Source organism: Streptomyces sp. AHA2 (assembly GCF_036857595.1).
Taxonomy (GTDB): Bacteria; Actinomycetota; Actinomycetes; order Streptomycetales; family Streptomycetaceae; genus Streptomyces.
In genome coordinates this window covers 1-11,814 of the sequence record NZ_JAUQWJ010000032.1, presented here as the reverse complement: position 1 = coordinate 11,814, position 11,814 = coordinate 1, and the positions used below count along the sequence as shown (strand labels likewise).

Annotated in this window: 11 protein-coding genes and 2 pseudogenes; 9 read left to right on the top strand and 4 right to left on the bottom strand. The window is 73.0% G+C overall.

The window, feature by feature from the left end:
- The first annotated feature begins 13 nt into the window (after positions 1-13).
- From Q5694_RS33395 to Q5694_RS33375, 5 genes are all read left to right on the top strand, one after another.
- Positions 14-598, top strand: a complete 585-nt coding sequence (locus tag Q5694_RS33395) for a DUF5959 family protein (RefSeq protein ID WP_333937271.1) — start codon at positions 14-16, stop codon at positions 596-598.
- Positions 599-645: 47 nt separating this feature from the next.
- Positions 646-1,197, top strand: a complete 552-nt coding sequence (locus tag Q5694_RS33390; protein WP_333937270.1) for a SigE family RNA polymerase sigma factor — start codon at positions 646-648, stop codon at positions 1,195-1,197.
- On the top strand, positions 1,194-2,555 hold the full coding sequence (locus tag Q5694_RS33385) for a PQQ-binding-like beta-propeller repeat protein (RefSeq protein WP_333937269.1): 1,362 nt from the start codon (positions 1,194-1,196) through the stop codon (positions 2,553-2,555). The genes Q5694_RS33390 and Q5694_RS33385 overlap by 4 nt, the downstream gene beginning before the upstream one ends.
- Before the next feature lie 151 nt (positions 2,556-2,706).
- Positions 2,707-3,180 carry a hypothetical protein gene (locus Q5694_RS33380; RefSeq protein ID WP_333937268.1) on the top strand — a complete coding sequence of 158 codons (474 nt, stop codon included), beginning with the start codon at positions 2,707-2,709 and terminating at the stop codon, positions 3,178-3,180.
- 232 nt (positions 3,181-3,412) lie between these two features.
- Positions 3,413-4,201, top strand: a complete 789-nt coding sequence (locus Q5694_RS33375; protein WP_333937267.1) for a hypothetical protein — start codon at positions 3,413-3,415, stop codon at positions 4,199-4,201.
- 14 nt (positions 4,202-4,215) lie between these two features.
- On the opposite strand, the gene Q5694_RS33370 is transcribed toward Q5694_RS33375, so the two are convergent.
- Positions 4,216-5,400, bottom strand: a complete 1,185-nt coding sequence (locus Q5694_RS33370) for an MFS transporter (RefSeq protein ID WP_333937266.1) — start codon at positions 5,398-5,400, stop codon at positions 4,216-4,218.
- A gap of 85 nt (positions 5,401-5,485) precedes the next feature.
- Between Q5694_RS33370 and Q5694_RS33365 the strand changes: the two genes are divergently transcribed.
- From Q5694_RS33365 to Q5694_RS33355, 3 genes and pseudogenes are all read left to right on the top strand, one after another.
- Positions 5,486-6,469, top strand: a complete 984-nt coding sequence (locus Q5694_RS33365) for an ArsR/SmtB family transcription factor (protein WP_333937265.1) — start codon at positions 5,486-5,488, stop codon at positions 6,467-6,469.
- 9 nt (positions 6,470-6,478) lie between these two features.
- Positions 6,479-6,982 (top strand): glutathione peroxidase, encoded by a 504-nt coding sequence (locus Q5694_RS33360; RefSeq protein ID WP_333937264.1) that lies wholly within the window; start codon positions 6,479-6,481, stop codon positions 6,980-6,982.
- 132 nt (positions 6,983-7,114) lie between these two features.
- A pseudogene (locus Q5694_RS33355) lies at positions 7,115-7,974 on the top strand (MerR family transcriptional regulator).
- A 138-nt stretch (positions 7,975-8,112) separates the two neighbouring features.
- Here Q5694_RS33355 and Q5694_RS33350 read toward each other — a convergent pair.
- The 3 genes from Q5694_RS33350 to Q5694_RS33340 all read right to left on the bottom strand — a co-directional run bounded on the left by Q5694_RS33350 (position 8,113) and on the right by Q5694_RS33340 (position 10,376).
- Positions 8,113-8,304, bottom strand: coding sequence for a DUF397 domain-containing protein (locus Q5694_RS33350; protein WP_102912542.1), 192 nt, complete (start codon positions 8,302-8,304; stop codon positions 8,113-8,115).
- A 197-nt stretch (positions 8,305-8,501) separates the two neighbouring features.
- Positions 8,502-9,359, bottom strand: a complete 858-nt coding sequence (locus Q5694_RS33345; protein WP_333937263.1) for a helix-turn-helix domain-containing protein — start codon at positions 9,357-9,359, stop codon at positions 8,502-8,504.
- Between the two features lie 261 nt (positions 9,360-9,620).
- Positions 9,621-10,376 (bottom strand): GOLPH3/VPS74 family protein, encoded by a 756-nt coding sequence (locus Q5694_RS33340; RefSeq protein ID WP_333937262.1) that lies wholly within the window; start codon positions 10,374-10,376, stop codon positions 9,621-9,623.
- Positions 10,377-10,611: 235 nt separating this feature from the next.
- On the opposite strand from Q5694_RS33340, the pseudogene Q5694_RS33335 reads away from it, so the two are divergent.
- A pseudogene (locus Q5694_RS33335) lies at positions 10,612-11,814 on the top strand (hypothetical protein); the annotation flags it as partial.

Here is an 11,814-nt window from a genome sequence, read left to right as displayed (position 1 = left end):
TAGGGGGTGCGCGGTGGATCTGATCCATCTCTCGGATGGCGACAACAGCTTCCGGGTGCGTGTGCTGGGTCGCCGTATGCCGGGAGTGCTGCCGCTGCACGACCCGCTTGACGCCGAGGTACTCGTCGAGAGCAGCTTCGTGACCGGACGACTGGGCCTGTCCCTGTTTCCCAACGACCTGGACGGCTGGTCGCGCGCCTTGGATGTGCTTGCCACGGGCCGCGATGTCTGCTGGATGGACGGCGACCGTAGCCCTGAGATCCGGCTCCAGGCGCTCGACGAAGAACACGGAACCCCCGCCGTGCACGTTGAGGACGTGGCTCGCTCCAGCATCTCTGTGTTCCTTCCCCTGTCCCTTGAGGACGGATGGATCGACGGCCAGCGGAAGCTGCTCGGTTGGTGCGGCGGGAGTGGCCGAGTGAGGTCCTCCGAACGTCGCCGGGCGCCTACGAGTGGCGGCGCTGAACGGCGACCGGTCGGCGGATCCGCAGCGACGGAACCGCTGCAGGTGGGCGAAGGCACGCTCCACACCCATCGAGACACCGAAAGCAGCCATGACCATCCGATGCGGTGCACAACCTTCGCCTCCCAGGGATAGCCACACCCCCCTCACCCCGTCGTGATCGTTCGAGAAGGGGAGGGTCGATGAAGGGCTCTGAGCTTGAGGAGTTCCGGGAGTTCGTGGCGATGCGGTCCACCGCGCTGCTGCGGCTCGCGGTGCTGCTGACCGGAGGGGACCGGCATGCCGCCGAGGATCTGCTGCAGATCGCGTTGATGAAGGTGTACGGGCGGTGGGCGCGCATCGAGCAGCACGAGGCGTACGTCCGGCAGGTCATGTACCGCCAGCAGGTCAACCGCTGGCGGCTGCGCAGGCATCGCGCGGAGACGACGGTGCCCGTGCTGCCCGACACCGCCACGGACACCGACGCCGGGTCGGGTTCCGAGGTGCGGATCGCCCTGTGGGCGGCGCTCGGGCGGCTGACCAAGCGGCAGCGGGCCGTGGTCGTGCTGCGGTACTTCGAGGACCTCCCGGAGGGCGAGGTCGCGGCGCTGCTGGGGTGTCCGGTCGGGACGGTGCGCAGTACGGCGCACCGGTCGCTCGCCAAACTCCGCGCCCTCGTGCCGGAACTCGGTCCGGAGGGGCCCGGGCAGCAGGTCCAGTCGCTCAGCTACACGCCGAAGGAGGTCCGGGGATGACCACGGAGCAGGTGGAGGCGAAGGTCCGGGAGGCGCTGCACGCGGTCGACCTGGACGGGGTGCGGGCGCCCGGCGATCTGGTCGAGCGGGTGGTGCGGCGGCGCGGCCGGCGGCGTTTCTCGCAGGCCGCGGGAGCGACGGTCGCCGTCGCCGCGATCACGGCCGGGGCGGTGTTCGGGCTGGGGGACGGTGGCGCGGGTGAGCGTGAACGGCCCGCGCACCCGGCGGCCACGCAGCCGGCGACTCCCCCCGACGGCTGGAAGCCCTGGCAGGGGGAGATCCGGGGAGCGGGTGAACGGGGCTGCCTCGTCGACGGCGCCGCGCTGTACTGCGCCGGGTCGCGGTACGACGTGGCGAAGTTCGACGCCGGCACCGGCAAGCGGCAGTGGACCGTCGCGGTCAACCGCGACGGCGACGGGTTCGATCACCCCTTCGCTGCGCGCGACGGGGTCGTCTACGCCTACCGGAATCACACCGCGCAGAACCTTCCGGACGGCGACTACGCGGGCGGCACGGATCTCATCGCCGTGGACGCCGCGAGTGGTGAGGTGCTGTGGAAGACCGAGATGCCCCAGGACGACCGGACCGAACAGGCCGCCATGCTCATGGACGGCGCGGTACTGGCCAACACGCCGGGCACCCGAACCATGTCGGCCCTCGACCCGCACACCGGCGTGCAGAAGTGGCGCCACACCTGGGCCAAGGGGACAGCGTGCCAGCGGGCCGTGGTGAGCGGTGTGCCCCACTTGCTGTGCACGCGGGACACCGAGGAGCCTCACGACACGGACGTCCTCCGGCTCGATCCGGCGACGGGACGCGCCACGAAGGTGACGACCCTGGACGGCAGGCCGGAGCTGGTCGGTACCTCGGGGGGCCGCCTGGTGCTGGTCGCGTCGAAGGGCGGGGCCGGGAAGAACCTGCGGCTGATCACCGTCAGCGGGTCCGGGAAGCAGACCTCGTGGCCCTACCGGGTGGGGCCGCTGGCCGCGCTGGAGGTCGCCGGTGACCGCGTGATCTCGTTGTCGCGGCAGGGCGAAGCCTCGGTCTTCTCCCTGTCGGAGGGCAGGAGTCTGTGGACGCGCCCCGCGGGCGTGGAGGTGCCAGGACGGGAGGAGTTCGTGCGGGCCGTGTCCCCCGTGGTGTCGGAGCGGCAGGGTGTCGTGTACTTCGCCGACGACACCGGGGACCTCTCGGCGCTGGATCTGCTGACGGGTGAGCAGGTGTGGAGCGGCCACGCCGACATCGGCAAGGCAAGTCCGGGGTCGGCCGACTCGCCCCAACTGCTCCTCTACGAGGACGTGCTGATCGCTCGCAACGGTCAGAGGATCGTATCGCTGCTGCCGCGGACCGGGGGCTGAAGGGAAGGGCGGCGCATGGCGGCCTCGTGCGCCGCCGTGCCTGCCGGACGGGGTGGAGAGGTGCCGGCTGGACATCGGTTGCACCGTCTCGACGTGGCACCTGAGTACGCGTGCTCATGACCGGGGGCGGTGGGGCGGTGATGCTGGGTGCATGAAGACACGGGGAATGGTTGCTGCCGGGGCTGCGGTCGTGGGTGGAGTGCCTGTCGCCGCTTGGGGGCTGACGGGGCGGCAGGACCACGAGGGGCTGCCTGCCAGTGAGCTCGACTACGCGTTTCAGCCCTGGGGTGTGGGGGACGGGGTGGCCGCGGTCGTCGGGGGGATCGCCCTGGTGGGCGTGGCGGTCGGTGCGGTGGTGCTGGTGCGGGGTGTGCGGCGGGGTGTGCTGGATCCGCGCTGGTGGAGTGTCGTCGGGCCCCTCGTGGTCGTCGGGCTCATGGCCGGGGTGGGGTGGCGGATCCTGACGGCGGGGGTCGTCGGGGCGAACATCGGGGCCGGGCTCCTCGTCGTCTTCGGTACGCCGGTCGCCGCCGGGTTGGTGGTGTGGGCCGTGGCGCGGAGTGTGTGGCTGATCGCCGGGCGGCGCGGGGGTGGGAGGGGCGGCGTCGCCTCCCATGGGGTGTAGCGCGGCCTGTGGGTGAGGGCCCGGGGGGTGGCTCGGGCTCGTGCGGCTGTGCGGCGGGGTGGGGGCTGGTCGCGCAGTTCCCCGCGCCCCTGAGTGGGCGTCGTTCGCGGCGTTCCACCGTCCCGGCCCCCTGCCCGTGCGCAGTTCCCCGCCCCCGGTCGGCAGCCGGGTGTGTCACCCGTCCGGGTTGGTCCGGGGGAAGCCGGCTGCCGCCCCGTTGGATAATCGGGGCATGTCCCTCCCCGCCGACGCCCCCGAGCCCTGTCTTCGGCTCGTCGGTGATGTGCTGGCGGTCGGGGAGGCGTACGGGCTCGTCCTGGCCGGGGGGTACGGGATGGTGGCTCATGGGCTCGCCGGGCGCGGTGGGGTCGAGGTGGACGTCGCCACCGAGCATCCCGCCGGAATGGACGACATCGCCGGTGCCGTACGGACGGGGCTCGTGGCGCGTGGCTGGCTCGTGCGGACGCTGGAGAGCGATCCGCTGTCCGCGAGTTTCCTCGTGACGGACGCGGTGACCGGGCAGGAGTGCGGGGTCTCCCTGCGCAAGGAGGTGCTCTGGCGCCCCCCCGTGCCGACCGGGCTCGGGCCGGCTCTGTCGCTGGAGGACCTCGCCGGCATCCGGGTGCGTGATCTCGCCGATCACGGCCTCGCCCGCGACCTCGTGCACGTCCACGCCGTCTCCTCCCGCTGGAGCCACCCGGAGCTGGAGGAACTCGCCCGCCGCCACGCCCCGGACACCTTCGATCCGACCGACCTGCAGGCCCGGCTCACCGGCACGGACTGGCTCGACGACCGGGCGTTCGTCGCGGAGGGCGTCGAGCCGGAGGACGTCGCCGGGCTGCGCCGCTGGGCCCAGGAGTGGGCCGACGACATCGCCGAGCGCCTCATCGAGGGCCAGGTCCCCGAGGACAGCGCCGAGCAGGACGGCTCCCTGGCGGACAGTGCCGTGGGAGACGGCTCCGTCCGAGACGGCGTCGCAGAGGACCGTCTTCCCGACGGCGGTTCCGCCGACCGGAGTTAGGGCACCGCCTCCCGTCAGCCCGGCACCGGTACCGTCCGCCGCCGTGTCCGTCCGTCCGCCGCCATCAGCAGCAGCGTCACGACCGCCGAGGCCGCGGCCATCGCCGTCATCCCCGCTGCCGGGGAGGTCAGTTGGGCGACCGAGCCGGCCAGGGCCGCCGCCACGCCCTGCATCGTGAGCATGCCGGCCGAGTGCAGCCCGAGCGCGTGACCCGTCATGCCGTCGGGGGTCAGCTCCACCAGGCGTTCCTGCTGGACCAGGCTGGCGCCGAAGCCGACCGAGGCCAGCGTCACGGCGGCGGCCGCCAGCGGCAGGGGCGGCAGCAGCAGGAACGGCACGTACGGGAGGGCCAGGAGCAGCAGGAGGGGGAAGCCGAGGCGCCGGCGCAGGGCCGGGGGCAGCAGGCGGCCCACCAGGACGTCCCCGGCCAGCATGCCCAGCGCGGCGCAGGCGAACAGGGTGCCGGCGGACTCGGGGGCGTAGGAGACGTAGAGGGATTCGCAGCCGACGACCAGGCCGTTGGGGATCCACACGGCCAGGTAGACCTGGCGGCGGGGCGGTGAGGACCACAGCAGGGCGTTGGCGTGCCAGGTCGCCCGCACCGAGGGGCGGCCCGACGTCCGGGGCGGCCGGACGGTCAGTCCGAGGCGCAGGGTCGCGGCCGCCGAGAGGTACAGGGCGGCGGCCACCAGCAGGGACGCCCGCGGGGAGAGCAGAGCCACGAGGGTGCCGCCGGTGGCGTATCCGGCGATCTGCATGAGGCCGCTCATCATGTTGAACACCGACCGGCCGAGCAGGTAGCCCTCCTTGGTGAGGATCTCGTTCAGCAGGCCCCAGCGCACTCCCCCGCCGACGGACTCCGCCAGCCCTTTGGCCAGGACGATCGCGAACAGCGCCCCGACGGACAGTCCCGGCAGGGCAAGGGCGGCGGTGGCCAGGGCGAACAACAGGGCCAGGGCGGTCAGGGCGGCGCGCGGGGGCAGTCGGTCGGCGGCGGACAGCAGGAACGTGGCGCCCACCACCTGTACCAGCGACGAGCCGAACATGCTCACCGCGGACAGCAGCGGGGAGCCGGTCGCCCGGTACACCAGGGTGCCCAGGGCGAGCCCGCCCATGGTCTGGGCGACGGTCTGCGCCGACGCGGCGACGAAGAAGGGGGTGAACTCGGGCGTGCGGAACAGTTCGCGGTAACTGCGCATGCCCGGAGTCTCCGGGCGGCCCGCGGGGCGGGGTTAATGTTTCGCGCACACGCGAAACGACGAGGACGCAGCCGGGAGGGCGCCCGTGGGCTGGTGGCAGATCAACGCCGACACGCTGGCCGGGAGCCGGTTCGTGATCTCGCCGTTCGCCGAGGTCTTCGGGAGCCTGCGCCTGCTGCAGGGGGCACGGGCCGCGCACCCCGGCGAGCGAGGCTGGCTCGACGCCCATCTGCCGGCCTACCGTGCGCGCCTGGCCCGGGATCCGGTGACCGCACGGCTCGTGGACGCCGGCATCGGGACGGAGTGGACGGCCGACTTCCTCGCCCCGACGCCCTGGGACGGCGAGACCTGCGAGCAGACGGTCGCGCGGGTGCGGGCGGCGTGCCCGCGGCAGGCCCGGGCCGATCTGACCGTCTCCCTGCGCGGTCCGGTCCCCTCGATCCTGCAGCGGGACGACCTGCCGGAGCGGGCCGCCGATCTGCTGACGTACGTCTGGGAGACGGCCGTGCGTCCGTACTGGACGCACCGCCGGCGGATCCTCCAGGCCGACGTGATCGCCCGGACCGCCCAGGTGAGCAGGGGCGGATGGGCGTCCGCGCTGGACACCCTGCGGCCGGGGACGCGCTGGCTCGGCGAGAACCGGCTCCAGGTCAACGCGCACGAGTACCCGCCGCGCGAGATCTCGGGCGCGGAGCTGGTGTTCGTGCCGATCACCACCCAGCGCATCGGCTGGGTGTCGTGGGAGGGCACGGACCGCTACGCCCTGGTCTACCCGTGCGCCGGGGCGCTCGCCGATCCCGGCGGCAGACCCGTGCCCGCGAGTCTCGGCGCACTGCTCGGCGCCGCCCGTGCCGGTGTGCTGATCCGGCTCGCCTCGCCCCTGAGCACCAGCCAGCTGGTGGCGGTGACCGGGCAGGGCCTCGGCTCGGTGGGCCGGCACCTGCGGGTGCTGCTGGACGCGGGGCTGGTGGAGAAGACGCGGGCGGGCCGGTCGGTGCTGTACGCGCGGACGGCGGCCGGGCAGACCCTGGTGGAGGCCCAGAACCGGCACGGCACCGGCCGCAGCTAGGGTCTGCCCATGACGACTTCCAACGTTTCCTCTCCCCTCGACGTCGAGATCGGCGCCCTCCAGGGCGGCTCGGCCGACCTGTCCCAGTACGCGGGCCGGGCGGTGCTCGTGGTGAACGTGGCCTCCAAGTGCGGCCTGACCCCGCAGTACGCCGGGCTGGAGCGGCTGCAGGAGCGGTACGCCGGGCGCGGCTTCACGGTCCTGGGCGTGCCCTGCAACCAGTTCCTCGGGCAGGAGCCCGGCAGCTCCGAGGAGATCGCCGAGTTCTGCTCGGCCACGTACGGCGTGACCTTCCCGATGACCGAGAAGGTCGAGGTGAACGGCGACGGCCGGCACCCGCTGTACGAGCGCCTGACCGGCTTCGCCGACGCCGAGGGGCACAGCGGGGACGTCCGCTGGAACTTCGAGAAGTTCCTCATCGGCCGGGACGGGCAGGTCGTGGCCCGCTTCTCCCCGCAGACCGAGCCGGAGTCGCCGGAGGTCGTCGCGGCCGTCGAGGCCCAGCTGGCCTGACGCCCGCGTCCCCCGGGGACCCCGCCCTCCCCGGGCCTTCGCCTCGCCCTGTCGCTTGACCCTGCCCCTGGGTCAGGCCGCAGCGTCCTCCTCGTCGGGCGGAACGGCCGCCCGACGACGGAGGATGCGGTCGTGGACGTACCGGACGGGGACCTGCTGACCATCGGCGCGTTCGCCGTGCGGGCCCGGCTGTCGCCCAGGGCCCTGCGGCTGTACGACCGGCTGGGCCTGCTGGCCCCGGCGCACGTGGACGAGGTCACCGGTTACCGCTCCTACCGGGCCGGGCAGGCCGAACGGGCCCGGCTCGTGGCGGTGCTGCGGCAGCTTGACATGCCGCTCGCCCGGATCGCCGAGGTGCTCGCGGCGGACGACGGCCCCGCGGCGGCGGACTTGCTCGGCGCGTCCTGGGCGGACGTCGAGGCACGGCCGGCCGGTCAGCGGACACTCGCCGCGTACCTCCGTGGACGGCTGCCGGGGAGGAACTCCGGGGTGTACGGGAAGTTCGCGGTGGAGACGGTGGACGTGCCGGCACAGGTGGTGATCACCGAGAAGCGGCACACTTCGGCGGACGAACTGCCGGCGTGGATCGGTGCGGCGCTGGACCGCCTGGCGGAGGCGGCCGGGGAGTGCGGGGGCGTGGCCGGTGTGCCCTACGTCGCCTACCACGCCGAGGTGTCCATGGAGAGCGACGGCCCGGCCGAGGCGTGCGTGCCGGTCGCCGACGAGTCGGCCGCCCGCCGGTGGGCGGAGCGGCACGGGCGGATGCGGGAGACGGCGGTGCGGGTGGAGCCGGCCGGGCGGCTGGCGTACACCAGGATCACCAAGGCGCAGGTGGCGCACCCGCGGATCCTGGCCGCGTTCGAGGCGGTCGAGGAGTGGATCGCCGCACGGGGACTCACCCCGGCCGGTCCCTGCCGGGAGCTGTACTTCGCGGACTGGGCTCGGCGCGGCCGGAGGACCCGGTGTGCGATGTGGCGTTCCCGGTGCGCTGAGCGTTCCGTGCACTGAGCGTTCCGTGCACTGAGCTTCCTCAACCGTCCGCGTGCACGAGCGGAGCCCCCTCGGCTAGGACGGCGATGCTGGTCGAGAGGGCCCGGTCGGTGGTGCTTGTGCTGTTGTGGTGCCGAGGCTCAGGCCTTGACCGAGGCCACGAAAGCGCTCCACGCGTCGGCGGGGAACGCCAGCTTGGGGCCCTCGGGGATCTTGGTGTCCCCGAGCTCCAGGGCCTCGTCGACGGTCGACCTGACCATCACGCAGGCGCCGTTGTTGTTGGTGTAGGAGGACGTCGTCCACGTTTCCGTGGCGCCCAGACGAATAGCCATGATCGCTCCGTAGCCAGTTGCGTTTAACGCCAACCCGTGCTGGTGGTTGGCGTGATCGACGCTACTCGCCCGCCTCATCGTTCGGAGCAGCCATTCACTCGACCGGATGGCATATTCCAGAGGAGTCTTCCAGTCAGCCGTGTCAGAGGTGTAGCATCCCGCGGCCCGCGCGCCGGAAGGTCGTCATCCGGTGCTGCTCAGCGGGCGTAGTCCTTGGCCAGACGCTCGATGAGCTGCCGGGACTGGTCCACGTTCAGCGCCTGGGCGCGCAGGTGCTCGTACATCACGGTGTACTTCTGCACGTCGAGCGGCTTCTCCAGGTACAGGTCGCTGGTGACGCCCTCGATGTACACGACGCTGGAGTCGGCCGCGTCCGCGAACTCCAGGATGGAGTACTGGCCGTTGATGCCCGCGTGCGCGCCGACCTCGAACGGCAGGACCTGCACGGTGATGTGGGGCAGCTGCGACATCTCGATGAGGTGCTCCAGCTGTTCACGCATCACCTGGCGGCTGCCGACGACCCGGTGCAGGGACGCCTCGTCCAGCACCACCCACAGCCGCAGCGGCTCCGTCTCCGCGGTGATACGTCCCTGCCGGCGCAGCCGGACCTCGACGCGCTTGTCGTTGTCCGCCTCCGACGCCTCGGGCGAACCGCCCCTGATGATGGCCTCGGCGTAGGCGCGGGTCTGCAACAGGCCCGTGATGATCTGGGGTTCGTAGACGCGCAGCGACTCGGCGTCCGTCTCCAGGCCGATGTAGACGCTGTACGGGATGTCGCCGAACGCGTGCCACCAGCCCTGCTGGCGCGAGTCCTTGGCCATCTGCATCAGCGACTCGACGATCCGCTGGTCCTCGACCTCGTAGACCCCGCACAGGTCGCGCACGTCGCGCTGGCTGATGCTGCGCCGCCCGTTCTCCAGCCGGCTGATCTTCGACTGCGACACCAGCAGCCGCTCGGCGACCTCTTCGGCCGTCATGCCCTTGAGCTCCCGGAGCCTGCGGAGCTCCTGGCCGAGCCGGCGCCTCCTGACGGTGGGATTGACATTGGACGCCACGGGACGTGCACCTCCGGCTGCGTGCCTCTACTTTGCGTATCTGCTGCTGAGCAGACTGCCACCAAGGTGCTTCCTACCGCTGGGAAACGGTGGATATGCGACGGGTACACGCCAGTTCGGCACGGCACGCCCGAGCGGGGCGGCGAGAGCACCGGCTCTCGCCGCCCCGCTCGGACAGCGGCTCCCGTGACCGGGCTCGTGGGGTCCCGTGAGGTGTACCGGTCGTGGGTGATGCGGTTCGGTGCGCTTCGGTGCGGTCCGTCAGTGGACGGCTGCGCGCGCCATGCTTCCGTGGCGCGGCTGCATCGGAACGCCCCTGGCCGGTTCCGGCACGGGCCTGGATCCGCCCGCGGCCTGGCGGCCCGGCGGGGCAGGGTTGCGGCGCGGCTGTGCCCCGACGCCGTTCTGGACGTCCATCACGGCGTGCGCGACGAGGCCGCCCATGGGGTCGTGTCTGATCAGGTCCCTGAGCCGGGAGCGAGAGGAACGTCCCTCGTTGCCCGGGTACAGGTGCTTGCCGAGACCGACCGCGTGGGCCAGGGCGGCGAGCGCCGCGGTCCGCGGGTCCGGCGGTACGCCGGTGCGGATCGCGGAGTCCAGCCGGGCCCTGATCTCCCGGCTGATCTCGGTGTCCGTCGCCTGGTAGCGCGTCGTCGGCAGCACTCCGCACATCTGGCCCGCCACGGCATGCACCATGCCGCACCGCTCCAGGTGCGAGAGGTAGGTCTGACGGAGCCCCAGTCGGGGTCCGCCGATCCAGTGGACGGCCCGTACGGGAGCGCCGCGCCTTCGCAGCAACTCCAACGCGCAGTCCAATGTCGGATCTCCGGTCGGCCGTGGTACCACCACGGCGATACGATCCCCGTCCGGGGCTATCCGTCCGGCCAGCGCCAGCTCCACTAGCTGCGCTCCGGCCAGACCCAGGTCGAGCGACTGCGGCTGTGCAGTGGTACCCGTGGCCGGGTCCAACGCCAGCAGCAGAAGCTCCTCCGGAAGTGTTCTGCGGCTCCTGCCCATCCATGCCTCCCCGCGTGGATGAATGACAGGGTGACCCCTCTCACATTGGTCTGTCGAGAGTGCGTGACCGCTTCGTAGTGGAACCAGTAGGTATGTCGTTCTCGTCTACCGGATGGATCTGGTCCGCGCACAGGACACTGGTACATGGTTCGGACAGCGCCGGTGTGCGGTGTCAGGCGGCGGTAGACGGTTCGGTACGCGTACGCGGGTGGTGCGGCGCGAGGAGGAGGCATCGGTGGCGGGCGAGTCCCCCGACAGGTCGAAGCAGCGCGAGTCGTCGGCAGAACCGACGTCGGGGAGCGCGGGTCCGGTTCCCGCGGCCAGGAGCGAGTCCGCCGATCCGCGGCTCGCGGTGGCGCGGGACGCGAAGAGTCCGAAGACGTCCGCTGCGGCCCGGGGCGGCGTCGACACGGCGACGCGCGTCCTGTCCGTCCGCGCGGACGGACAGGACGCGAAGGCCGCACCCGCCGGTGCGGAGCGCGCGGAGGCCGACGCGGACGCGCCGGACAGGACCGACACGACTGACGCCAGCGCCACGGCCGAGGCGGCCGTCACGGCCGACGAGACCGAGGCGCCCGACGCGGCTGGGGATGCCGAGCGGGCCGAGGGCGACTCGGGCGGCGCGCGGGACGCAGTGGGTGACTCGGGTACGCGGGGTGGCTCGGGTACGCGGACCGAGGCCGTGAGCGACGACGAGGACACGGCGGTCGACGCCGAGCGGGCCGAAGGCGACTCGGGCGCGGAGGACGCCGAGCCGGGTGACGCCGACGGCGGTGCGGCCGGTGACGAGGCCCGGGCGTCGGCTCAGGGCTCCGGCGAGCAGGGCGGGGCCGCCTCTCCCGGAGACGGGCGGGTGCGGGACTCCGTCGCCGCGCGGGTCGCCACGGCCGACCCGGACAAGAAGCCCGCCGAGGACGGGGACCCGGAGGTAAGCGCGGCCGGCGGCAGGCGCTCCGGGCGTTCCCGGGGCGACGAGGGCGCGGGCGAGTCGGCCGAGGCCGGGGACGGGAAGCCCGAGGCGGACCGTTCCGGCGGTACCGCCCGCGCGACCGCCGCGGGCACGGACCGCGCCACCGACGCCGAGGGCACCGTCGAGGGCAACGCCCCCGACGAGCCCGCCAAGCCCGGTGCCGGGACGGACGCCGTCCCGGGCACGGACGCCACGGACACCGGCGACAGGCCCGCCCGGCCCGCCGCGACCTCGGCCGAGGACGCCGACGGCACCACCGGCAACGACACCGGCGACGCGTCCGAGCGGCCCGCCGCCAAGGCGGACGCGGCCCCGGCCGCCGACGCCACCGACCCGGCCGAGGGAGCCACCGCCGGCGACGCCTCCGCCAAGCCCGCCAAGCCCGGTGCCAGGACGGACGCCGTCCCGGGCACGGACGCCACGGACACCGGCGACAGGCCCGCCCGGCCCGCCGCGACCTCGGCCGAG

Excerpts from the sequence above, each read along its gene's own strand:
- Q5694_RS33390 (WP_333937270.1), top strand. The coding sequence starts at position 646 with ATGAAGGGCTCTGAGCTTGAGGAGTTCCGGGAGTTCGTGGCGATGCGG.
- Q5694_RS33385 (WP_333937269.1), top strand. The coding sequence starts at position 1,194 with ATGACCACGGAGCAGGTGGAGGCGAAGGTCCGGGAGGCGCTGCACGCG.
- Q5694_RS33380 (WP_333937268.1), top strand. The coding sequence starts at position 2,707 with ATGAAGACACGGGGAATGGTTGCTGCCGGGGCTGCGGTCGTGGGTGGA.
- Q5694_RS33375 (WP_333937267.1), top strand. The coding sequence starts at position 3,413 with ATGTCCCTCCCCGCCGACGCCCCCGAGCCCTGTCTTCGGCTCGTCGGT.
- Q5694_RS33370 (WP_333937266.1), bottom strand. The coding sequence starts at position 5,400 with ATGCGCAGTTACCGCGAACTGTTCCGCACGCCCGAGTTCACCCCCTTC.
- Q5694_RS33360 (WP_333937264.1), top strand. The coding sequence starts at position 6,479 with ATGACGACTTCCAACGTTTCCTCTCCCCTCGACGTCGAGATCGGCGCC.
- Q5694_RS33350 (WP_102912542.1), bottom strand. The coding sequence starts at position 8,304 with ATGGCTATTCGTCTGGGCGCCACGGAAACGTGGACGACGTCCTCCTAC.
- Q5694_RS33340 (WP_333937262.1), bottom strand. The coding sequence starts at position 10,376 with ATGGGCAGGAGCCGCAGAACACTTCCGGAGGAGCTTCTGCTGCTGGCG.